Source organism: Microcystis sp., assembly GCF_048564745.1.
GTDB lineage: Bacteria > Cyanobacteriota > Cyanobacteriia > Cyanobacteriales > Microcystaceae > Microcystis > Microcystis ichthyoblabe_A.
On record NZ_JBLZRT010000158.1, the window covers coordinates 1 to 22,642 of the forward strand.

Here is a 22,642-nt window from a genome sequence, read left to right on the forward strand (position 1 = left end):
ATAGAAAATCTACGGTTTCACCGATAGGTTATTGTCCGAATGCTTCGCCCCTACAGGACGCGGGCCGATGAAGACGCAAGGTTTTGAACGACGATTCTCTCAAAATCTTGCACCTGTGAGAGCAAAACAGAACCCTAAAACCCTTACCTCGTCTATATTTTACATTTATTCAGCAAGCCCTAAGTAATCAATATCCCCTAGTTTAACTAAAAACTAGGGGAACGTATTTTTTATAGGGAGTTTGCTAATTTTTCGAGATGATGCTCTAAAGGGATATAATCATTTTCCGTCCATTCACATAGGGTTTTCAATGCAGAAATAAATTTACCTTTAATCTCGTTTCTATAAACCTCATCTACGCTTTGATCTAGATTAATCCTTTGAGAATTGCTGCAATAGCTAACCTTGTCTTCAAGATACTTTCTTAATTCCTCGGGATCGGTGAGATAAAGAATCATTTCTTCTTTTTTTACTCCCCGTAAATTGTGCATTAGTTGGTTACGGCGATCAAATTCATGCTCTCTTTTTTCTGTGGATGACCAAATTAATAATTGCCAATAATCATTATCTACAGTTTTCGTAAATTCTTTGAGTAAAGGAAAAAGTTTATGAGAATTCTGAAATTTATGATTGTCACCTTTATCTAATTTAAGTTGCTTAATCACTTCCTGGATTTTTGTTTCTTTTAAGTTAAGTAATAATCCTTTCTCGTTCCATTCTTTAAAACCTCCTGGTATATGTTTTTGTAAATAGAGTGAAATAGAAGCTTTTAAAAACGTTTCTTGAGCGGCAGATAATAGAATAATTGCTTGAAGATAGTTTTCTTGTTTCAAGAAATATTCGATTAAATCTAAGGTTTTACGAACTCTCTTGATCGCTTGTGTCGGCTCGAATTCATCGCCAGTATCTATGGTTTTAATATTAAAAAGATCGATGTAGCTTTCTAGCTCCTTAATTTCTTCTGAGTTATTGTATCCTACCTCTTTTAATAATGCCAATGCCGATCCCGGAAAACCATCTGTGATTAATTTTTTAGCCTTCTGTATTTGTAATTGTTTCCAATAGCTAGAAATCGGAATAATTTCGGGGCTTGTTTTAATCTTATTTTCTTGATAATATCGATTAACTATCAAGAACTTGACGTTAGAGAAGTAACCAATACTGACAAATTGAACGGCCGAGGAAATAGCGGGGGTACTAGCTTGATGACTGATGTAAAAAACATCATCTGGCTGTATTTTTGTTAACTCTTCGGTGACAAGAGTTAACACTTGATCCCAGTGATCTAGTCCTCTATTATTAACAGAAGGCTGTAAAGTGATAAAATCCGGTTTTAGCTTAAGTTTGGTCTGGAAGTACCATTCAAAAAGCGGTTCTAAGGTACAGGTATCTTGCCAGAAAGGACAGGAAGAATTTTTGATGTCCGATGTTTTAAAAAGCTCTTCTTGATCGGTTAGGATGATATAAACTCGATCGGGAGATTTTTTATCTTGAAATGCTTTAATTAAAACATCAAGCAAAGGGAATACTAAATCTGAATAACAATGTTCATGATCTTGATAAACTAATCCCAAAACTCTAGCGGCAACGGGAAAACACTTAGTATCGTTTTCTCGTTTAAGATTGGCAAAATCTTTACCTTCTCCCTGGCAATTACAGAGAGGTTTGTTGTTTTTAGCCTTCTCAAATAATCCCTTCCCTCTCGTCCAATTGGCATCGGTATTTAATTGAATATCGCTGTTTCCCGTTGTGATAATCCAAGTAGTCATGGTTTTACCCGATAAATAGGGTTTGCTGAATAAATGAGCAATATGGACGAGGTAAGGGTTTTAGGGTTCTGTTTTGCTCTCACAGGTGCAAGATTTTGATCATCGTTCAAAACCTTGCGTCTTTATCGGCCCGCGTCCTGTAGGGGCGAAGCATTCGGGCAATAACCTATCGGTGAAACTGTAGATTTTCTATCCGAATGCTTCGCCCGTACTTTTTCAGCATACCCGATAAATATGACAAATATTACCAAATTTTTACAAAGTCCGATCGCTCGTTGAGAAAAGCGATAAAATGAGCGCTACCCTCGGTTGTTTCGGGAAAGAAAGTCAATAGTTCGATCGGTGGTTTCTGTCGTTGCAGTTTACCTTCAGAATTCAAGTGATAATAAGGGTAAATTCGATGCCAAAGTCTTCCAGTTTGCGAGTCCCGTCCGATGCTTCCTTGTAAGTTCCGCAGGGTGTGGGTTCCCTCGTAAGGTTGATGGAACCATTTGATAGCTTTAATCCGATCCTCGACAATTCTTCCCCAGACTTGCACCCCACCTTGATTATCGTAAGGATACCAAGCTTCTCGCCAATCACAGTGTACAGGATTATCAGGATGAATCGTATAGCCTTGTTTAGCTGCGTAATTCTGGAATCGTATCCGAAGGCGATCGATAAATTGCGATAGATCTTGTTGTAAATCGGTGATAGGAAGATAAAGAGATTTTGAAGAGTCTATAAATTCCCAATGACACCCGATCATCGGTTTATTGCCTTTTTTAAAATAGGGACAGAAAAAGAGACGGTGATCCGCTCTTCGCCATGATTTGCCGAATCCACCGAGTAAAAGAGCAAATTGCACTATTGCCTTGGCTAATTGCGCGAGTTCTTGCCGATCTTCCGAGGAAGTGCGACGATTCATACAGGAAATTTGTAAAGTTCCCCGTTTGAGATTGTATAGAGGCATAATTTGCTTGCTTTTACCCGGGGGAGTGTAGGGATGCTCGCCAAATTTTAAATCATCATCATGGTAGGTGAAGCTGATGCCGAGTTGTCCCAGAGTAGCGGCTCCGTCGATACCTCCCCAGAGGATTTGGGTCAGATGTTTAGCGGTCTTTTCATCGGTCATTCCTCCTAGTAAACGTAGGGTATGACCTCGAAGGGCTGCTTTAAACATATTGGGACGGAATTCGGAGGTTTTGTCGAGTAATGTAGCGGTGATTCCCTGTCCTTTGAGATGAACTTGTAAGAGGGTTTCTGGTGAGGGTACATCTTTAAAGCGACCGTATCCGGCGCTAACTCTGGAACCGAGTCCATTGCCGATCGCTTTCTCCCAAATTTGCCAGATCGTTCGCCATTCTTGTTCGTCGAGGGGAATGGTACTGGAAATCCCGAAGTTGAGAGTTACCTCGTGAAAAGATAATAGTACATTAGCATTAGTTTTTCCGTCTTGAATAACTTGTTTTTCCTGCTGGGGATGAGCGATATCGACTAAGTTTCGAGTCCAGTTATTATCCGTAGGATAGCCTCCTAGAAAGCGCAGAATACCTGGTTCGGAACCCTGATCGCCTTGGGAGGGTTTGCCGCAATACTTTAGGGCTTGTTCGGTAGTACAGGCACGACGGAAAGCCCCTTTCATCGATGATCCGGGGTAGTAGGGATAGCCCCGCGCACCGATAGCCGGTCGGATAATGCCATCATCTTGACCTCCATTGGTGACGAGTCGCCAAGTCATAGTATAGGGTCGCGTCTTGGCTTCCCCGCTAAATTGCGGTGGTTCGGGGGAGTTATTTCTGTTGACGGGAGATAAATTTCGTCTCCATTGGTTACTGTTATCGGGTTGCCCGGATCGACCACCGCTATCGTCAGCAGAATGATAAAGTTTAGTCCACTGATCGACCCAATCGTAGGCCCGCGATTTTTGTTTATTTTCTTGTCTTTGTAATTGACATCTTCCCTCGATCTGTGCTTGATAGAGGAGGGGTACATCTGACCAGTCCGGCATTTTATTCTTCCTCCTCGATGTTCGGATTTTGGGGGTTGGTGCTAGGTTGTTTGTATCGTTGCGTCCACCAGACCAAGCTATCACAAAGTTGGGTGAGGACGTAGAGAGCGATTCTCTGATCTTCTAGGGGAAAAGTTTCTTGATTCCAGAACTCTCGGGCGATCGCTTGGATAGCTTTGGTTTGAGCTTCCGGTTTATCTTGAGGATTAATCTTGCCACGGGGAACCCGTAATCCCGCATCTTCTAAGATATCGACGAATTTCTGCCAGACATCTCGCCAGTATCGTCCTTTTTGTCGATCAGTAGCGTCATTTTTGTCGATCAATCTCAGGTGTTCACCCCAAAAACGTTCTAAACCGTAGGCGACGGTGGTTCTCATTTTGTGGGATTCATTCAACACTTTCTCGCTGTCTCGGTATTTTAAGACCAATTCCTGGGCAGCCCGATCGAGGTTATAAGGATTCCATGTCATGAAGCACCTCCCGATGGTTTTTTCAAGGTCATCATGCAGTGGCCGAAGCCGACCGATTCGAGTCCCCCTAGATAAATATCCCCCGTTTTATCTTGTTCCAGTGGTTTCCAGTTGTCCCAAACGTTATCATCGATCGGTTTAAGGGCAAGGGGAAAAGCGAGGACTGTTCCTTCTGGTATTGCCTCGACATTAAAAAACGCTTTATTAGCCGCCACTTTCCGCCCCTCTTCTAACTGCACGCGACTCTGACGATAGAGGGCCATATCGTGGATCATACCCATATCATTGTCATCGACCACCACGGCGGGCAGGTTTTTGAGGGGAAACCAGGGTGTTAGATCCCGATTTGGGTAACTCACCGTGATAAACCCCAAGTTGAAGAAAAGTACGGGGTCAGAGTTGTTTTTGGAACGGGTTTTTAGAGTTTGCGAGCCGGTGTACGCGGGGGGGATGTCTGCCTTGACGTCGGCAATGCGTTGGTAGCGTCGCAGTAAACTCGGACAACTAACCCAAACGATCGGTTGTCCGGGGCAGAAAACTGGCAGCCAGACGATCGAGGCGTGTTCTGGTTTGATAATCGATTCATAATCGTAGTTTTCCTGTCGGTTTTTTTCCGCACCGCGGCCGTACCAGCGTTCCACTTCTTGTAATGCGCTCGTTTTGGCCTGTTCCGGGGGTTGCCCTCGCTTCTTGTATTGGCTTGTTAAACGGGCTAACATATCGGAGCGGAGACGACCGCGTAGGGAACTACTGGGGATTATGCCCGTTTGGGTGAACTGATCGCGAAAGATCAGGTTAAGGTTGCCGCTTTCTTCCCCGGCGGCGGCTCCCAGATGGAGTGGGGCAAGGGTTTCAATGATGCCGTAGGCTTTTAGATACATTCAATTCAATCCTTTTATTGTTAGCGGTAGAGATAGTCCACAGCCGATATGTTTGAGGGGAAACCCCTCTCTAGGAAACCAGTCTTCCGGCCAGTCCCACCACGATCGCCCGATCGGTTCTTCCAGCACATACACGCTTCCCGAAGGAACGGAATACCTACCCCGTCCCAAGCGTCCACCTAAACCGTAACGGTAGGGGATGGGTTTGTCGGTGAGCAGCAGTTGAACTGAGGGGAAATCGGGTTGTTCGGGAATTCGGGAGGAAAATCGTTTCGATCCCCAGATGGCCGGAGTAATCGTCGCAAAGGCCTGTTCGATTGGCTGTCTCAGCAATTGATAGATGGCCCAATCGGGTTTAATCTCAACGCTCTCGATCTCGACTAGATGATTTTCTCCGCCGAATTTATACCATCCCGGATCGAGGGGATGGGTGGCTAGATAGATCAAACAGGTTCCCTCCTTCATCTGCACGGCGTATTCTAAAAACAGACCGTCCTTCTCGACGGTACAGCGTCGATCGATCTCTAGCTTGGGATGTAGGATCGGGGTAAATTCCCACGGCGAGAGTTCCGCAAATCCGTTGTCGGCGATGTATTGCGCCGATTCTGTCCAATCTTCACTAGAAATCCAGGAAAATTCGGGTTCTATTGAGTCATTGTCGCAATCTCGCTCCCAGACGACTTGTCGATCGGGTGCAGGTCGGATTCGCCATTCGTCGGATTTGTTGGTGGCGATTATTTTCGTGCGGGGAATCGGGATATAGACGTTACGAAGACTATTGGTTTCGGCCCAGAAGGGGCCAGCGATGAAGAGGTTGTCTCTTAATTCCCGATGGCTATACTGATGGGTCGTTTTATTGGCGCTGAAAAATAGTCCGGATAGGGTGGCGGCATCGGGGGGAAATTTAGAGCCAGAACGTCCGACAAGGTTTTCTGGGGAGAGGAACGCGCCGGAACTGCCGTACATCATGCCGAGGGGTTTAATGATGATGAGATGGGAAAACATAAGTAGGGTCTGCTGAAAAAGGTTTTCCTGGGGGCAGGGTGTGGGGTGTGGGGTGTGGGGTGTGGGGTTTTAGTGATTTTCATCTGGTCAATTACCTAATTTTCAGGGAAAAAGTCCGGGGATTTTACCCCCGATCACTCCAATGGTTGGCACTTTTTGAGGGAAAAAAAGTCTAAAAGGTTTACCCAACAAGGTTTTTAGATTTATTCAGCAAACCCTAAGTAGTCGTGCAAAATTAATTTCTTGGTTAGGATAGGCAATAGGCAATAGATTCGGATTTAGGATTATTTTTTGATCGTTTCCCCGATCGAGAGATGCCAACCGATCGCGATCAGTTCGTCTATCCAGCGAACGATCGCCCTAGCGTAGTCCTTCGATGGCGCGTCCTTTGGGAGGGAGACGATCTGATCATCTTCTTTTTCTAAAATTTCTTTATAGCCGCTAAAGTATAGATCAAAAAACTGTAGGAGTGTGGAGAGGTTATCGAGGATTTTCGAGTCTGCGCCATCGGAATGGCTTCTAGGGTTATCGAGATAGCCCAGACCAAAAGCGTGACGGGCTTTTAGTCGGGCAAAGTCGCTATAGATATGACCCCAGTTTTTCCCACCGTCCCGATCTCGATAGTGGTTTAGCGTGTTCAAGTATTTCCACTTGGTTGTCCATTGAACATATTGCCCGTTGTTAAATAAAACGCGGATGGTGAGGCGATCGCGTCCTAGTTTTTTCGAGCGCTGTTCTGCTTCCCGACAGTGCTGTAAAACATCTCTCTGGGGAATGCTGTGGGCTGCCCAAACGAAGCCGAGACTTAGAGTCACCCGTTGATTGATTTCTTCAGTTTTTCCAGTTTTCCACTGTTGATCGAGGGTTTGTAGCCAGTGGAAAACTCGATCGATCTCGATCGAGTCGAGTTGTGGATCAGGAAATTGGCTATTATAAACGATGCCCAAAAAATCATCTCCTCCCGCGTAAATTATTCTACCGAGTTCGGTCTGGTTAAAGTCCCTCTGAAATTTTTGTCCCCACTGACGCATAATCTTGCTGAAATCTCGGATTTTTTGGTCTGAGCCGAGGTCTTTCAGGTAATCGCCCACTTTATCGCCATCTCCCATGAACCAGCCCGTTTTTTGTCCCACTGAGGCGGGGTTATCTTGCGGTCTCCTGATCAGGTCTCGAAATCCTCGCTGGCGAAGTTCTTCGGGAAGTTTGATTACTAGAGAGCGGGCGATATGTGGGAGAGTGATCAACCGTTTGGTTAATTCGGGAATATTCAATCTTTCGTTTCCATCGATGTATTTGCCTTCCGGTTGTCTATCTTTGGGTTGGCCGTCAGGATCGTTAACTCCATCGAGTAGGAAGGCTAATCTTCGGTAGAATAGAGCGATATGTCGGTTTTCTTCGCTCCAGTCAAGCGTTTTCATATCTTGGTTTTCCCGATCCATCCCGTACCAAGCGATCGCGTCAGTCCCGGACAGACTAGAGCTTTCCCCGACCCAATTCACCCCTTGCCAATTGCGGGCGAGTTTACGATTTTCTAGATCGACCATGGCGGACTCTAGATCGTCCCCCATGCCCCAGAAAAATTCCCAGGTGCGTCTTTCCCACTTTTTCCAGCTTTTTTGCCAATTCCATTCTGAGGATCGATAGTAAGGCGCGAGGGCGTTTTCGACCCATTTTCTACAGGTTGCGAGAATATTTTTCCAACGATTTAAAAAGGCTCGTTGCAGTTCCGCAATGATTTCCTCGGAGGAGGAGGACTGCATTTCGCTATCGACTTTCAGGAGAACACGGTTGGGCATTCCCTGTTGGGAGTATAGCAGTCCGGGGCTAATTAGGTGGTACTGCTCGGGCCGGTGGGTGACGATTGTACTGGTCAGATCCGAGAGAATCTGAGAGGCTCCGTACAGGTCCCTCAATTTGCGGGATTTTTCAATAAAGCTTTGGACGGGGGAGAAGGTGATGGCTATATATTTGGACATAAAGCTATAGAAAACTCGATTGTTTAAGAGGTATATTCAACAGCCTTGAAAAGATCTAGAAAAGACTTATCTCTGGCTAAAAAAATAGGATTGTTAGATTAATTGGCTCTTTTGTACTTTTATATCTATCACTAAATTTCTAATTATTATGTTAATTTTAAATAATTTTTCTTAAACAATCTTTATTTTTATTGATTTTTCTTAATTAAGTATCGTTTCTATTCAGGCACTTAACTAATTGGAATTAAAAAAATTGTAGGGTCAATTCATGAATTGACCCTACACATTGTTTCCATTCATACGCTTCACGAATTGGAAGCAAGAAAACTCCCAGCAGTCGAGGTGGATTTGAGCAGCCCAGAGGTAAATCGTTTCCATTCATACGCTTCACGAATTGGAAGCAAGTAGGGAAAGAGTGTTGGGTAATTGATTCTTTAGTGTTTCCATTCATACGCTTCACGAATTGGAAGCAAGCAGTCAAGCTCCTTGACGCGTGGGAAATCGTGGAGTTTCCATTCATACGCTTCACGAATTGGAAGCAAGATCGGGTGCAAGTAACGAACAACGGAAGCCGGAAATGTGGTTTCCATTCATACGCTTCACGAATTGGAAGCAAGACTACGGTGGCTAGTCAGGATACGACAGGTCCAATGGTTTCCATTCATACGCTTCACGAATTGGAAGCAAGTATTTCGAGATGGATCACTCCGAACGGCAAGTCTTTTATGGTTTCCATTCATACGCTTCACGAATTGGAAGCAAGTTGCGTCACTATATGATGCAACAGGGGATTGTAGTTTCCATTCATACGCTTCACGAATTGGAAGCAAGCTTCGCTGGATACATGATGATTGCAGCGCCATTTGGGTTAATGTTTCCATTCATACGCTTCACGAATTGGAAGCAAGTTGGTGTTTTTTTCTTTTTTGGTTCTTCCGTTGCTGCACAACGTTTCCATTCATACGCTTCGCGAATTGGAAGCAAGTTGTACATGCAAGCCGCCCAGATGATGCTGGACGAGGAGGTTTCCATTCATACGCTTCACGAATTGGAAGCAAGTACAGAGCAAGTGATGCAGTCTGCTGACGCGAAAAATACGTTTCCATTCATACGCTTCACGAATTGGAAGCAAGAACACCGCATTCAAACGATCAGCGTCTGGTTGTTAGTCTGTTTCCATTCATACGCTTCACGAATTGGAAGCAAGCTTGACGAGCGGCGAAAAACCGCTCTACTGAAGTTGCTTAGTATTGTTTCCATTCATACGCTTCACGAATTGGAAGCAAGAGAGTTACAAGCCGCAACCCGATCGCTTCTTTCCTAGTTTCCATTCATACGCTTCACGAATTGGAAGCAAGAAGAGAAGAACCTTACAATCATTGTAGGTTCCAAGCATACTAAGTGTTTCCATTCATACGCTTCACGAATTGGAAGCAAGAATTTTACGATCTTTGCCATGAACAATTAAAATGCCGTGTTTCCATTCATACGCTTCACGAATTGGAAGCAAGGTTAGTTGATAGGTGCCAATACATTGGCACCTATCAACTAACTGGATTGGTATATCATGTATTTGTGTTTCCATTCATACGCTTCACGAATTGGAAGCAAGATTTAAAATGGAATCTTGACTCTGAAAATAATACAAGTTTCCATTCATACGCTTCACGAATTGGAAGCAAGAAGGAAGCCTACGGTGGCTTAGCCCTCTGTATCCAGAGGTTTCCATTCATACGCTTCACGAATTGGAAGCAAGACACATTAGCAGAAAGCATCGGTTTTCGAGTAGTCTGTGATTAATTGTTTCCATTCATACGCTTCACGAATTGGAAGCAAGCGTTTTCGGCCATTCCCATGAAGGGGGAGAGGCTTGGTGTTTCCATTCATACGCTTCACGAATTGGAAGCAAGACTAGCTTTGCAAAGCTAGGCTGTACAAGGATTGTACAACGATTTTTCGTGGGATATTGAAAAGCATAGACATTATTAATAATAATTGTCAATAGTCACCTCGGTCATCAGGCTCAAAGCCTTACTGGACAAGGCATCGACGCACCTCAACGAAAACTCTAGATTTTCAGCCATTGTGTCTAACCCGCGAAAAATGTTGATAACCGATAACTAATAACTAATAACTGATCACTGTTCCTATGGACTAATACCCGCAGATTTAAGGGCTTTGTCCATTAAAATTACATGGGTACTGCTTTCCTGTCCCTCATTGTCAGCACGACATCGCTTTTTGATGATGAGGAATAGCGATCACTTTTGGGAGAAGCAACTTTTTTGGCGATTTTGATGATGGGGAGTGCGATCGCTTTTGGAAGGAGCAATTTTTTGGAATGGAAGTAATTAAACTAAAACTAATCAGAATAAATATCTCGACGATGACCAACTTGATGAATCGTAATAAAGTCATCATCAAAAGAATATATCACCCTGTAATCGCCAATTCTAAGTTTAAACAAACCGCTTAAATTAGAACTTAAACTTTGATGTCTAATATCATCAAAATTTTCATTTATCCAACGAACTTTTTTAAAAGACACGCTCCCGAACAACTGCTGTAAGCGACTCTAAACCTTCAAAAGCTTTATCGGTAAATTCTATATGGCGAGGCATTACCAATCTAATCCTAATCTTTGAGCTACTTCTTCCGCAGAAATTCCCCGTTCTCCATTTCGAGTTCGCTGTAAAGAGTCAGCTAGAGATTGAGAGACTTCGGTTTTAAGTTGTTTATCAATATCAGGATCATTTAGTAGAGATTGAACTGTTTCTGTAACAGTTTCTTGAATCAAAAACTTAAAATCTTCAACACTTAGGTCTTTAACTTGCATTCTTGTAATTAGAACTCACTATTCTGACTATAGCATCGTTTAAGAATAGCGATCACGTTTTGTGGGGATACAATTGGAGGATGCGATCGCTTTTTGATGATGAGGGATAGCGATCACTTTTGGGAGAAGCAACTTTTTTGGAGATTTTGATGAGGAGGAGTGCGATCGTTTTCTTATCAAAGTCCTATAGAAATGAGATAGGATCAGGAAATTCCTGTAAAGTGTCAAGAATTTATGAAATCCATTAAAATCATTGTGGAAAAACATTCTGATGGCTATATCGCCTATCCATTGGGAATTCAAGGCGTAGTAGTCGGTGAGGGTGATACCCATGAAGATGCTCTTATTGATGTGCAATCGGCGATCGCTTTTCATGTTGAAACCTTTGGGGAATCAGTTCTCGAAGCTGACTCATCTTTATTAGAAGCCTTTGTTGTAGAAGCAATAGTCTAATGGCAAAATTTCCCGCTGATGCCCCTAAAGCCAAAGTGATTAAAGTTCTTGAAAAATTTGGTTTTTCAATTGTTAGATAAAAAGAGCATATTTCTATGATTAGAAAAAATCCAGATGGAACAACAACACTTTTAACGCTACCCAATCACAAGCAAATTAAAAGCTCTACACTAAGGATTATTTGCACTCAAGCGGGTATCTCACGAGATGATTTTATTGCTTCCTAAGTAGCTGGTTATAATTAAATTAAAAATGGATTTTAGGTTCGATCCCCCCTGCCCCCCTTGATAAGGGGGGTGCCGATCCCCCCTTAATCCCCCCTTGATAAGGGGGGTGCCGATCCCCCCTTAATCCCCCCTTAATAAGGGGGGCATCTGACAGCTTTTAACGCCTACCTACTTATGAAAAGATTTAAAGCAAAATCCTTTAAATGTGATTATTTGGTCTTTTGAAAGTGCGATCGCTACTTAGGGTTTGCTGAAAAAGTACGGGCGAAGCATTCGGATAGAAAATCTACGGTTTCACCGATAGGTTACTGCCCGAATGCTTCGCCCCTACAGGACGCGGGCCGATGAAGACGCAAGGTTTTGAAGCACGATTCTCTCAAAATCTTGCACCTGTTTCACGAGAAAAGCCACAAAACCCTGACCTTGCCTACATTTCACATTTATTCAGCAAACCCTACTTATGAGGAGTTTGTAGCCAGTGGAGAACTCAATCGAGATCGATCGAGTTGAGTTGTGGATCGGGAAATTGGCTATTATAAACGATGCCCAAAAAATCATCTCCTCCCGCATAAATTATTCTGCCGAGTTCAGTCTGGTTAAACTTCCTCTGAAATTTTTGTCCCCACTGACGCATAATCTCGCTGAAATCTCGGATTTTTCTTAACCGATGAGATGGGATTGATCCCGGGCATTCTGTTTCCATTCATACGCTTCACGAATTGGAAGCAAGCTTTTGATGTGCCAGATGCGATTCAAAATCCTTTTGGGTTTCCATTCATACGCTTCACGAATCGGAAGCAAGTCAGCTAACTGCTCCCTTTACCCGTGGCCTTAGTGGCACGTTTCCATTCATACGCTTCACGAATTGGAAGCAAGCTATCGTTTTCCCACAGAAGGTCGGGTCGGGCAGCGTTTTTGGTTTCCATTCATACGCTTCACGAATTGGAAGCAAGTTGTACGGAAAATAAAAAGGAATGTTTTAACATTCCTCGTTTCCATTCAGACGCTTCACGAATTGGGTAGAGTCATAAACTCTAGTTAACAAAAGTCCAGCGTCCTTCCACCTGACCGTCAAGGAGTTGATGAGTACTTAAATATTCTTCAAGAACACCTTGGCTTGAAGTAGTAACAACTTTAGCGTTAGCTATTTCTTCAGGCGTGAGATTCAAACTCTTCAGCGAATTTTGATAATGATAATCTTGCACGCAGATTACATATAAACGATCAGCCTCTACAGGTTGTTCATTAATACTGAAAGATTCAATTGCTTTCTTAGTATTGTTATAAACTACTCGAACACCTTTGCTGATTTGATAACATTGACTTTCCCCAGGCTTTCTGTTTTCTGGGCGCAGAAAATGGGTAAATACCTTTGTCAGTTGCGCTCCAGTAACTTTAATTTTATAAAGAGAACCATCATACGGATAAACCTTCTTAAGATCTTCAAGAGTGACCACAGGCCCTAATTCTTTACCTCGTATGGAACCACTACCGACAAGCACGACATCAATCGTATCTATTTCTAAGAAGATATCAGCGATTAAATTACCTAACTCAGTTTCTTGTTCGCGCACGGGATGAGTCAATTTACGATTTAAACGGCTAACAATACGATTGTACTTGCGATCTACTTGTTCTTTGTAGGTATTGATAAAATTTTGCAAATCTACGTCAGGACTAGCTACCTGATCATTAATAGGAATAAGCTCCCATTTCCATTCGACAATGCTGTTCGTATCGTCGTCTACTGTAATATCGAAACGTCCGATCTGATCAGTCCCAACGGCGGCCTGGGTGATTAAAATGTTGTTTACTTGGGCAGGCTGTTCTAAAAGTGTATGAGAATGTCCACCAATGATCATGTCCACCCCCCACTCAGGGTCTAACATAGCCGCTAACTTTTGATCCTCTTCAAAACCAATGTGAGTTAGGAGAATTGTCAAATCAATATCTTCATTTTTGTAGGTATTACAGATCTTACCAACTTCAGCCGCTGCATCTTCTAGTCCAACAAATGTACCAATGCTTTTGTCCAGCTTTAAGGCACTAAGAACCTCTTCGGTGACAATACCAATGAACATAACATCAAATCCATCTACATTGAGGATGATATAGGGGTTCATCAACCTTTTACCGTACTTTTTAATGTACAAGTTGGCATTAACAATAGGAAAGTTTGCCATTTTTTCTAAGAAGAGCAAATGAGGAAAGCCATAGTCTAATTCGTGGTTTCCTAAAGTCACTACATTAGGTGCTAGGTAATTCATGATTTCCATGGTTGATAAGCCTTTAAATTCGGTATCAATCATCGAACCTTGAAGCATATCACCTGAAATAACATAAAGTGTATTTTTTTCCGTTTGACGCACTTGATTGATATAACCAGAAAGCAATGATAACCCGCCGATCAAACCACCTTGTCCAGTTTTAGCCTCCGCTAAAAAGTCGCCGTGCATATCATTGGAATGTAAAATCGTAAACTTTTTGAGTTTTGTTGTAGTTTCAACCATGAGTCTCTCCAGTAGTTTGAGTTGATTAAATGAAAGAGATAGTTTGATTTGGGTACTGCGAACGGTTTAAAGCTTGGCTTTCTCAATACCGTCAGAAGCTTGGTCTGTGATTTCTTCTAGCCGATCCAGAAAAAGTTCAACTTTTAGCAGTTTAGGCTCTTCGGTTTGTGTTATGCAATGGAGGGGGTTATAAAGGATAAAACCCTTACACAGAAAGACATTGCTTCGATTTATGCCCCCTGATCGAATCATGCCAAGTAACGAAGAGCCACAGCCCATAATATAGCATGACTTGCGCCAATGTAAAAACAGGGTGAGAGCATCACTGAGGAGTTCGGGATAGTGACAGTATTCACACTGAAACCTAGCGCGTTGTCGAACAATATGGTGGAGCGATTTAGGAATGACCATTTACTCTGGCGGCAATGACAGCGTTGATGTAGCTGAAAATTTGGTCGAGTTCGCCAATCGCTTCTAGCTCAAGGACTTCCTCTGGGGTGAGATCATCAGCTTTTTTCTTGTCAAGAAGCGTCTGCATCTAATCGCCCAGTTCATCTGTAAATTTGAATAGGCTGAGATTATTAATCTGTTGTACCCGCAATCCTTTGGGAATCAGGCTAGAGGGTTTGACAAGAACGCTCATGGTTGTGGCTGAACGTAAAGATTTTTCGATCCTAACAAATAGTTCCCGTGAAATAAATGAAAGTATTGCCCTGACACCATTCTACACCCCATTTTCTGAGGGGGGGTTAAATTATCTCCGACAAATAAAAATTATTCTCAATAAGTCAGATTATCAAGCCCCGAACTCCAGAAGTAGAAGGGCATCCGAGGGGGTCAACGAGAGAATACTGATAACTGATAACTGATAACTGTTCCTATTGACTAACACCCGCAGATTTAAGGGCTTTTTCCATTAAAATTACATGGGTACTGCTTTCCTGTCCCTCATTGTCAGCACGACGCTGAATATAACTGCCATCGGATTGTAATTCCCATGCTTGCCGGTTATCTGACAACATGATGCCGAGAATTTCTTCCAGTTCCTTGGCGATCGCTGGTTCATCAATGGGTGTCACTGCTTCCACGCGACGAGTCAGGTTCCGCGTCATCCAATCGGCGCTACCAATATAAACCTCCTCCTGACCATCATTGTAAAAGTAAAAAATGCGGGAATGTTCCAAAAAGCGGCCGATAATGCTAATTACTCGGATATTTTCGCTTATTTCTGGCAATCCGGGCCGTAAACAACAGATGCCGCGAATAATTAAGTCAATCTGCACACCGGCACGAGAAGCGGCGTATAAAGCTTCTATAATCGGTTTATCGACAATAGAGTTCATTTTTGCGACAATGCGCCCCGTACCGCCATTTTTACAGTTTTTGGCCTCGCGATCGATCATTGCTAACATCCGTTTTCGCAAACTCACCGGAGCAATTAAAAGTTTGCGATAGGATTGCTGACGAGAGTATCCAGTCAGAAAGTTAAATAAATCGGTGATATCTGCCCCCAAATCCTCACGACAGCTAAGTAAACCCAAATCAGTGTATAATTTAGCCGTTTTTGGGTTATAATTGCCCGTGCCAATATGGAAATAACGACGGATTTTATCCCCTTCCTTTCTGACCACGAGAACCACTTTCGTATGGGTTTTCAGACCAACTAAGCCATAAACAACGTGAACTCCGGCTTGTTCGAGCTTTTTCGCCCAACTAATGTTATTTTCCTCATCAAAGCGAGCTTTTAGTTCCACTAACGCCGCTACCTGTTTGCCATTTTCCGCCGCTGCAATCAGGGAATTGACAATCGGGGAATCTCCGGAAGTACGATACAAAGTCATTTTAATGGCTAAAACATGGGCATCATAGGCCGCCTGGGCGATAAACTGTTGTACTGAGGCACTAAAGGAATGGTATGGGTGATGAACGAGAATATCGTTATTGCGAATTAAAGTAAAAATATCTTCGCCATCCTGTTCTAGGATACCGTCTTCGTTACCGTCAACTATTTCTCGCAATCCCTGTAAAACCGGTGGGGTGACAGGATTCCAAGGGGGATCTTTCAGTTCGGGACAGGGTAAAGACAGAAAATAAAATAAATCTTTGTGTCCCAGCAGTCCATCCACATCGTAAACATCGATCTCCTCAAGTCCCAGATCGCGCATGATCCGGTCTTTAATATTGCTAGGAGTAGAACTGTGGATTTCCAGACGTACTGCCGATTTACCGATGCGGCGCTTGCGTACTTCTTCCTCGATCGCTAATAATAAATCATCGGCCTCATCTTCTTCGACGGAGATATCGGCGTTGCGTGTCACCCGAAAAGGATAACATTCTTGGATGATCATGCCGGGGAAAAGTGCCTCTAAATTGTGCATTACCACCTGTTCAAGGGGTACTCCCGTCCAAATCGAAGCTTTTCCGTCTTGGTGGCGTAATTCCTTGGATAATGCCAGAAAACGGGGGAAAACCTGCGGCACTTTCACCCTGGCAAATAATTCTTTATCGGTGTCGGGATCGCGAACGACTACGGCTAAATTGAGACTAAGATTAGAAATATAGGGAAAAGGATGACTAGGATCCACCGCTAGGGGAGTTAAAACGGGGAAAATATTTTGTTCAAAGTAATCATGGAGATAATTGCGCTGTTCTTGATTTAAATCTACATAGTTAATCAGATGAATTCCCTGTTCTACTAAGAGATTTTTTAGGGTGTGTTCAAAAAGACGATCCTGCTGTTGTACAAGGGGAAGCAGACGTTTACTGATCTCGGTTAGCTGTTCCGAGGCAGTCCGGCCATCGGCACTTAAAACGGCTACATTTGCCTCTACCTGTTGTTTAAGCACTGCCACCCGTACCATAAAAAATTCGTCGAGATTGGCACAAAAAATGGCGGTAAATTTTAATCTTTCCAGTAGGGGAGTCCGAGGATCAAGTGCTTCATAAAGCACGCGACGATTAAATTCTAACCAGCTTAATTCTCGGTTAAAGTAATATTGCGAATCTTTAAGATCGATTTCAGAAGTTACGGTAGAAGCTTTAGCCATAGAGTCTAATACCTAAATAATAGATTAAACAGTTAGTAAGAAGCCACTCAAGTCTAAATTTGACTATTTTTGGCGTTTTTTTAGGCTACATTGCCCCAGATTAACCAAAGTTACCCTGATTATCTTGGATGCTAATCCTACTGATTTTAGCCTGACTGGAGGAAAAATCAATTTATTAAAAGGTTAAGAAATCAGTCCCGACAGATCAAGGTTAAATTAATCTTTCGGTGAAATTAGATTTGTTAAATATCTAGACTTCCCCTTTGACAAAAGGCCATAACCTGTGCTGTGACAGGGATTAAGAGAATTTGTGCCGCTCGCTACTGGCTATAAATTAAGGAAACCCCTAATAAATATAACGCTTTCTGTTGCAGAGAAGTCGGTCGAGTTATCTTAGAAAAACCATAACTTCCCTCTCTAATCCTACATTTTACTATATTCAAGTAAATCGTCCCCAAGTCCTCCAATAGAGTCCGAGTAATATCTCGTTCCCAAGTAGAACCGGGGAACGCTCTCTTTAGGTTCTACCTGAATACTAATGCTATTTTAAGGCAGAGCCTTAGATATTGTGTTCCAAGAAGTTAATTTTGTCCTATTACTTATAAAATGATCTATCAAAACTAAGTTAAAGTAAAATCAATCGAGTGACCGCAAAACTTTTCCCAGAGATTCCCTCTGACAAAAGAAAAATCGACCCTTGTGACAACGGCAAAGAATTTATTGGACATCAAGAGTTGAGTGAGAAACTAGGAGTAGATTTTTATTTTGCTACTCCTGATCATTCTTGGGAGAGGGGATTAAACGAGCCGACTAATGGACTAAGCTAAGACGGATCTAAATCCCTTATTCTTGGATTAGCCGAATCTCCCCCACCCCCCGGAAGTGGGAAAGTTGGGGGGAGTCTTGCCTCTTGCATAAGTACCTCATCTCAACAGGCAATTTAAATTACGAAAAGCTTAACAATCGTCCTCGAAAATCTCTTGACTATCCTAGCCCGAATGAGATATGCTCTGATAGCTCAGACAGTGGTGCAATTCAGGCTTGAATTGGCCTGTACACAGAACCGAGGATTTTAGGCATGAGGACGGAACACAAAAATCCAAAATTAAATTGTCATAAATTAGCAGAAGTCTTTTTATCAAATCCTTTGATTGAAGATTGCTATTTTATGATACGAGAGGGTGAATTAGTCGCCTATATTGTTTCCTCTGGAGCTTGGAATTCTGAACAATTGTCCTCCGATTTACAGTCTCAGTTACCGGACAATCTTCTACCTAATATCTATGTGCAAATTTCCAGTTTACCCTTAACCGATAGCGGTGATGTCGATGAAACTGCATTAAAGAATATTGAAATTATCGATGATCATCAAGTTCAGGAAACAGAAGAAAAACTAGGCTCTTTGTCAGATATCGATCAAGTCGCTGTCGTCATGACTTCTAAAAAGAACAAAATTTTACCCCTACATCTATCGGACTTATTGCCCTTAAAAATAGAGAAAAAAAATGATCATCAAAAATCTGAAACCCCGATTCATCTGGGGATTCACACTTCTAACACTCAAGCTGGAATCAGTCACGGACAGCTTTTAGAAGAATCTGAACTTCAGCCTAAAACCTTGGCAGAAATCCTCCAAAAAGCTGCTGAAAATTATTCAAATAAAGGGATTATTTATATTCAATCTAATGGATCAGAAGTTTTTCAGTCTTATCAACAATTATGGGAAGACGCTCAACAAATACAAGCTGGATTAGAAAAGCAGGGTTTACAAGCTCACGATAAAGTAATTCTTCAGCTATCGGAAAACTATGATATCATTTCCGCATTTTGGGGGTGTCTTTTAGGGCGATTTATTCCTGTTATTATTTCAGTGCCACCCAGCTATAAAGATTTTAATAATGAAATTCATAAAATATGTCAAGTTTGGCAGTTGTTAGATGAGCCTATTATTATCACAAATCAATCCCGTCAGCAAGAGATAAAACATTTAGAACAATGGTTGCCTAATCAAACCTTAAGATTGAGTTTTATTGAAGAATTAAAAACTCATTCTCCCCATCAGCCTCCTATTAGTCAACCGGATGATATCGCGTTCTTTAATCTAACATCAGGCAGTACAGGAATACCGAAATGTATCTCATTAACCCATAAAAATGTGATCTCTCGTGCGCGAGGAACAAACATCATTTGTGAACATCAAAACGACGATATTATTCTTAATTGGCTTCCTTTTGATCATATTGGAAGTATTTCAGACTGGAATATTCGCTGTGTCGAGTTAGGATGCCAAATGGTTTATGTTCAAACTGAATATATATTAGGTCGTCCTTTGAATTGGTTAGATTTAATTGATCAATATCGAATTACCCATAGTTGGGCTCCTAATTTTGCTTATAATTTGATCAATGAAGCTTTAAAAAAAGAACCCGATCAAAATTGGAATTTAGGTTGTGTCAAATTCTTTTTGGCGGCGGGTGAAGCCGTTTCTGGTCAAGCCGTTGGAGAATTTATTAACAAACTTCATCTTCAATATAATCTGAAAAAAACGGCGATGCGTCCTGCTTTTGGGATGGCAGAAATGGGGTCAGGAATTACCTATTATCAGCCGACAGAACAACAGCCATTACTCTTTCATACGGTTGATAAATCCTCCTTGAATTCTTCCTTAAAACGAGTCCATCCTGAACATCCCAATGGTGCAACTTTTACGGATTTAGGATTACCCATTCCGGGGATATCGATTAGAATTGTTAATGCTGATAATTTCCTATTACCAGAAGAAACCATTGGTCATTTACAAGTTAAAGGACATCCAGTTTCACCGGGGTATTATAAAAACCCAGAAGCGAATCAAGACGCTTTCTTAAAAGATGGCTGGTTTAAGACAGGAGATTTCGCATTTATTAGTAACGGTCATTTAGTCATTACTGGAAGAAGTAAAGAAACCATTATTATTAATGGAGTGAATTATTATAGCCATGAAATTGAAACTGTAGTGGAAACTATTGAAGAAGTACAAGCGTCCTACACAGCCGCTTGTCCTGTTTATGATCCTAGGAATAGTACCGATCAATTAGCTTTATTTTTTAGTGCAGAAACCTTTGATCACCAGCATCTAGCGGAACTTCTGAAAAAGATTAGACGAAAAGTAATTAACAGCTTTGGGGTTAATCCTGAATATTTAATCCCCTTAAATAAAACTGAAATTCCTAAAACTTCCATTGGTAAAATTCAGCGATCGCAATTAACAAAACGGTTCGGAAATGGAGAATTTAATTCTATTTTAAAAGAAATAGATCTTTTGTTAGAAAATGCTCAAACCCTTCCTGATTGGTTTTACCAGAAAGTTTGGAAACCTCGATCTCCAGTTAACTTAAAACCCGAACTTTCCAAGTATTGTAGTTTAATTTTTCTGGATTCCTTGGGTTTAGGAGCATCTTTAGCAGAAAAAATCCAAGGGCAAAACTTACCCTGTATCACGGTTTTAGCAGCGGAAGAATTTTCTCAAATCAGTCAAAATTGCTATACCCTAAGACCAGGGACAGCCAATCATTATCAACAGTTAATGGCATCTTTATCCGAGCGAAAAATTATTCTTGGCAATATTATTCATCTGGGGACTTATCAAGACTATCAGGGAGAAATTTCAACAATTGAACAGTTAGAAAAAGCACAAGAAAAAGGGACTTATGATTTATTATTCCTAGTTCAAGCCTTAGCTAAAACTCATGATTTTAACTCAAAAATTCAATTGCTATTTGTTTCTAGTTATAGTCAATTTGTCATAGAAACCGATGAAATTGCCTATGAAAAATCTCCAGTTTTAGGACTGATCAAAACCCTAGCTCAAGAACTTCCTTGGTTAAATACTCGTCATCTGGATTTACCCCTGGATCAAACCGAAATTAATGTCAGTTATCTGCTGCAAGAACTATCCGTTTTATCCAAGGAAAGAGAAATTGCCTATCGCAACGGGAAACGTTTAATTGCAGGTTTGGAAAAAGTCAATTTACTTCAACACAGCCAACAGGAATTACCCTTTAAATCAGGGGGAATTTATCTGATTACTGGAGGACTAGGAGGGATTGGCAGACAAATTGCTCAGTATTTGCTCAAAAATTATCAAGCTCGTTTACTGTTAATTGGAAAAACACCTTTACCAGAAAAACACCTCTGGAGTGAGTACCTCAAAGTCGAAGATCAATTATCCTTAAAAATCAAAAATCTCCAAGCTTTAGAAAACCTTGGGGGAGAAGTCATTTACCAGGCGGTAGATGTGGCTAATTTCACTCAAGTTAAACAGGCTGTAGAACAGGTTAAAAAACAATGGCAAGGAGAACTTAATGGGGTGATTCATCTGGCTGGAATTTACAAAGATTGTTTACTTCTGGACGAAAATCAAGAGGGTTTATCGACAATTCTTCGTCCTAAAGTAATAGGAACTTGGGTTTTACATCAACTTCTCAAAGAATCTCAGGGAATTTTTATTAGTTTTTCTTCCTTGGCTAGTTTTTTTGGAGGAGCGGCTTTGGGTTCCTATGCGGCGGCTAATAGTTTCCTTGAGTCTTTGAACAGCTATCAAAAATCTAAGAATTTGTTCCCCAGTTATTGTTACAGTTGGACAACTTGGCAAGAAACTGGGATTAGCCAAGGTTATCAGATGCAATACATAACCCGATCTCAAGGGTATTATGATATGACAGTACGGCAAGGTTTAGACTCATTTCTAACCAGTTTATATCACAACCAAAGACAATTAATAATCGGTTTAGATGGGAGTAATAGCAAGATTAATCGTTTCACATCTAGGTCGGAAGGATGCCAAAAGTTAACGGCTTATTACACCCGTAAATCTACAGTTCAATCGGTCAATCTACCTAATCATGTTAGTCTAAAAGATCGATTGGGAACGTCCTATCAATGTCCCCTAGTTCTGCGACAATCTCTGCCTATTAAGGATAATGGAGACATTGATAAGCGGCAATTACTCAAGGAACTCCAAGGCAAAGAAAATAACGAATTGATAGCACCCAGAACGGAAGCTGAACGTCAAGTTGCTAAGATTTGGCAAAAGGTGTTAAATCTATCTCAAATTGGAATTCATGACAATTTCTTTGAACTAGGAGGACATTCTTTGCTGGCGAGTCAAGTCATCTCTCGTTTACGCGATGTTTTCTCGGTAGAATTGTCTTTGCACAGTTTATTAGAATATCCAACTGTTGCCAGTTTAACTCAAACGATTGAGGTGCTTAATGTAGCCAACAATAGTCAAAGTGTATCCAAAAGTGGTAAAGTTATGACAACAGCCTCAGAAAATTATGAAGAAGGAGAATTATGAAAATAGCTTAACTAAAATTTAAGCTTTTCAGATCCATTTTGGAAAAAAATGTAAAAAATTGTATCCATCACTAAAATTTATCATCCAGAATATGCTATAAATAGTTTCGGTTTAAAACAGTCTTTTTGTGGAGTATGT

14 protein-coding genes, 1 pseudogene and 1 CRISPR repeat array are annotated in these 22,642 nt (G+C 41.6%); of the genes and pseudogenes, 3 read left to right on the forward strand and 12 right to left on the reverse strand.

Features of this window, described 5'->3' with window-relative positions; all coding sequences use genetic code 11:
- Positions 1 to 230: 230 nt before the first annotated feature.
- The 8 genes from ACOCD9_RS17425 to ACOCD9_RS17460 form a co-directional block, all read right to left on the reverse strand.
- Positions 231 to 1,769, reverse strand: a complete 1,539-nt coding sequence (locus ACOCD9_RS17425) for a hypothetical protein (RefSeq protein ID WP_419548054.1) — start codon at positions 1,767 to 1,769, stop codon at positions 231 to 233.
- A gap of 244 nt (positions 1,770 to 2,013) precedes the next feature.
- The gene (locus ACOCD9_RS17430) at positions 2,014 to 3,759 is read right to left on the reverse strand and encodes an RAMP superfamily protein (RefSeq protein WP_419548055.1); all 1,746 of its coding nucleotides are present in this window, start codon (positions 3,757 to 3,759) and stop codon (positions 2,014 to 2,016) included.
- Position 3,760: 1 nt separating this feature from the next.
- A complete protein-coding gene (locus tag ACOCD9_RS17435; protein WP_419548056.1) occupies positions 3,761 to 4,231 on the reverse strand; it encodes a hypothetical protein in 471 nt (156 codons plus the stop codon).
- A complete protein-coding gene (locus ACOCD9_RS17440; RefSeq protein ID WP_419548057.1) occupies positions 4,228 to 5,112 on the reverse strand; it encodes an RAMP superfamily CRISPR-associated protein in 885 nt (294 codons plus the stop codon). The genes ACOCD9_RS17435 and ACOCD9_RS17440 overlap by 4 nt, the downstream gene beginning before the upstream one ends.
- Positions 5,113 to 6,117 carry a CRISPR-associated protein gene (locus tag ACOCD9_RS17445; RefSeq protein ID WP_419548058.1) on the reverse strand — a complete coding sequence of 335 codons (1,005 nt, stop codon included), beginning with the start codon at positions 6,115 to 6,117 and terminating at the stop codon, positions 5,113 to 5,115.
- Positions 6,118 to 6,401: 284 nt separating this feature from the next.
- Positions 6,402 to 8,093: a Cas10/Cmr2 second palm domain-containing protein gene (locus tag ACOCD9_RS17450; RefSeq protein WP_419548059.1), complete on the reverse strand. Its 1,692-nt coding sequence runs from the start codon at positions 8,091 to 8,093 to the stop codon at positions 6,402 to 6,404.
- Positions 8,094 to 8,381: 288 nt separating this feature from the next.
- Positions 8,382 to 10,003: direct repeats of the CRISPR family, unit length 35 nt; unit sequence GTTTCCATTCATACGCTTCACGAATTGGAAGCAAG.
- Positions 10,004 to 10,455: 452 nt separating this feature from the next.
- Positions 10,456 to 10,641 carry a type II toxin-antitoxin system RelE family toxin gene (locus ACOCD9_RS17455; RefSeq protein WP_223210821.1) on the reverse strand — a complete coding sequence of 62 codons (186 nt, stop codon included), beginning with the start codon at positions 10,639 to 10,641 and terminating at the stop codon, positions 10,456 to 10,458.
- 72 nt (positions 10,642 to 10,713) lie between these two features.
- Positions 10,714 to 10,929, reverse strand: a complete 216-nt coding sequence (locus ACOCD9_RS17460) for a hypothetical protein (RefSeq protein ID WP_002732549.1) — start codon at positions 10,927 to 10,929, stop codon at positions 10,714 to 10,716.
- A 234-nt stretch (positions 10,930 to 11,163) separates the two neighbouring features.
- On the opposite strand from ACOCD9_RS17460, the gene ACOCD9_RS17465 reads away from it, so the two are divergent.
- The gene (locus tag ACOCD9_RS17465; protein ID WP_002741155.1) at positions 11,164 to 11,382 is read left to right on the forward strand and encodes a type II toxin-antitoxin system HicB family antitoxin; all 219 of its coding nucleotides are present in this window, start codon (positions 11,164 to 11,166) and stop codon (positions 11,380 to 11,382) included.
- Between the two features lie 714 nt (positions 11,383 to 12,096).
- Here the strand turns inward: ACOCD9_RS17465 and ACOCD9_RS17470 are convergent.
- The 4 genes from ACOCD9_RS17470 to ppk1 all read right to left on the reverse strand — a co-directional run bounded on the left by ACOCD9_RS17470 (position 12,097) and on the right by ppk1 (position 17,166).
- Positions 12,097 to 12,312 carry a hypothetical protein gene (locus tag ACOCD9_RS17470; protein ID WP_419548060.1) on the reverse strand — a complete coding sequence of 72 codons (216 nt, stop codon included), beginning with the start codon at positions 12,310 to 12,312 and terminating at the stop codon, positions 12,097 to 12,099.
- Between the two features lie 331 nt (positions 12,313 to 12,643).
- On the reverse strand, positions 12,644 to 14,119 hold the full coding sequence (locus ACOCD9_RS17475) for a bifunctional metallophosphatase/5'-nucleotidase (RefSeq protein ID WP_002786872.1): 1,476 nt from the start codon (positions 14,117 to 14,119) through the stop codon (positions 12,644 to 12,646).
- A 397-nt stretch (positions 14,120 to 14,516) separates the two neighbouring features.
- Complete coding sequence (locus tag ACOCD9_RS17480) at positions 14,517 to 14,657, reverse strand: hypothetical protein (protein ID WP_002786871.1); 141 nt, start codon at positions 14,655 to 14,657, stop codon at positions 14,517 to 14,519.
- Positions 14,658 to 14,997: 340 nt separating this feature from the next.
- Complete coding sequence (gene ppk1 / locus ACOCD9_RS17485) at positions 14,998 to 17,166, reverse strand: polyphosphate kinase 1 (RefSeq protein ID WP_419548061.1); 2,169 nt, start codon at positions 17,164 to 17,166, stop codon at positions 14,998 to 15,000.
- A 629-nt stretch (positions 17,167 to 17,795) separates the two neighbouring features.
- Between ppk1 and ACOCD9_RS17490 the strand changes: the two are divergent.
- Together ACOCD9_RS17490 and ACOCD9_RS17495 are read left to right on the forward strand one after the other, a co-directional pair.
- A pseudogene (locus tag ACOCD9_RS17490) lies at positions 17,796 to 17,997 on the forward strand (IS30 family transposase); the annotation flags it as partial.
- A gap of 247 nt (positions 17,998 to 18,244) precedes the next feature.
- Positions 18,245 to 22,504: an SDR family NAD(P)-dependent oxidoreductase gene (locus tag ACOCD9_RS17495; RefSeq protein WP_419548062.1), complete on the forward strand. Its 4,260-nt coding sequence runs from the start codon at positions 18,245 to 18,247 to the stop codon at positions 22,502 to 22,504.
- The last annotated feature ends 138 nt before the right edge of the window (positions 22,505 to 22,642 follow it).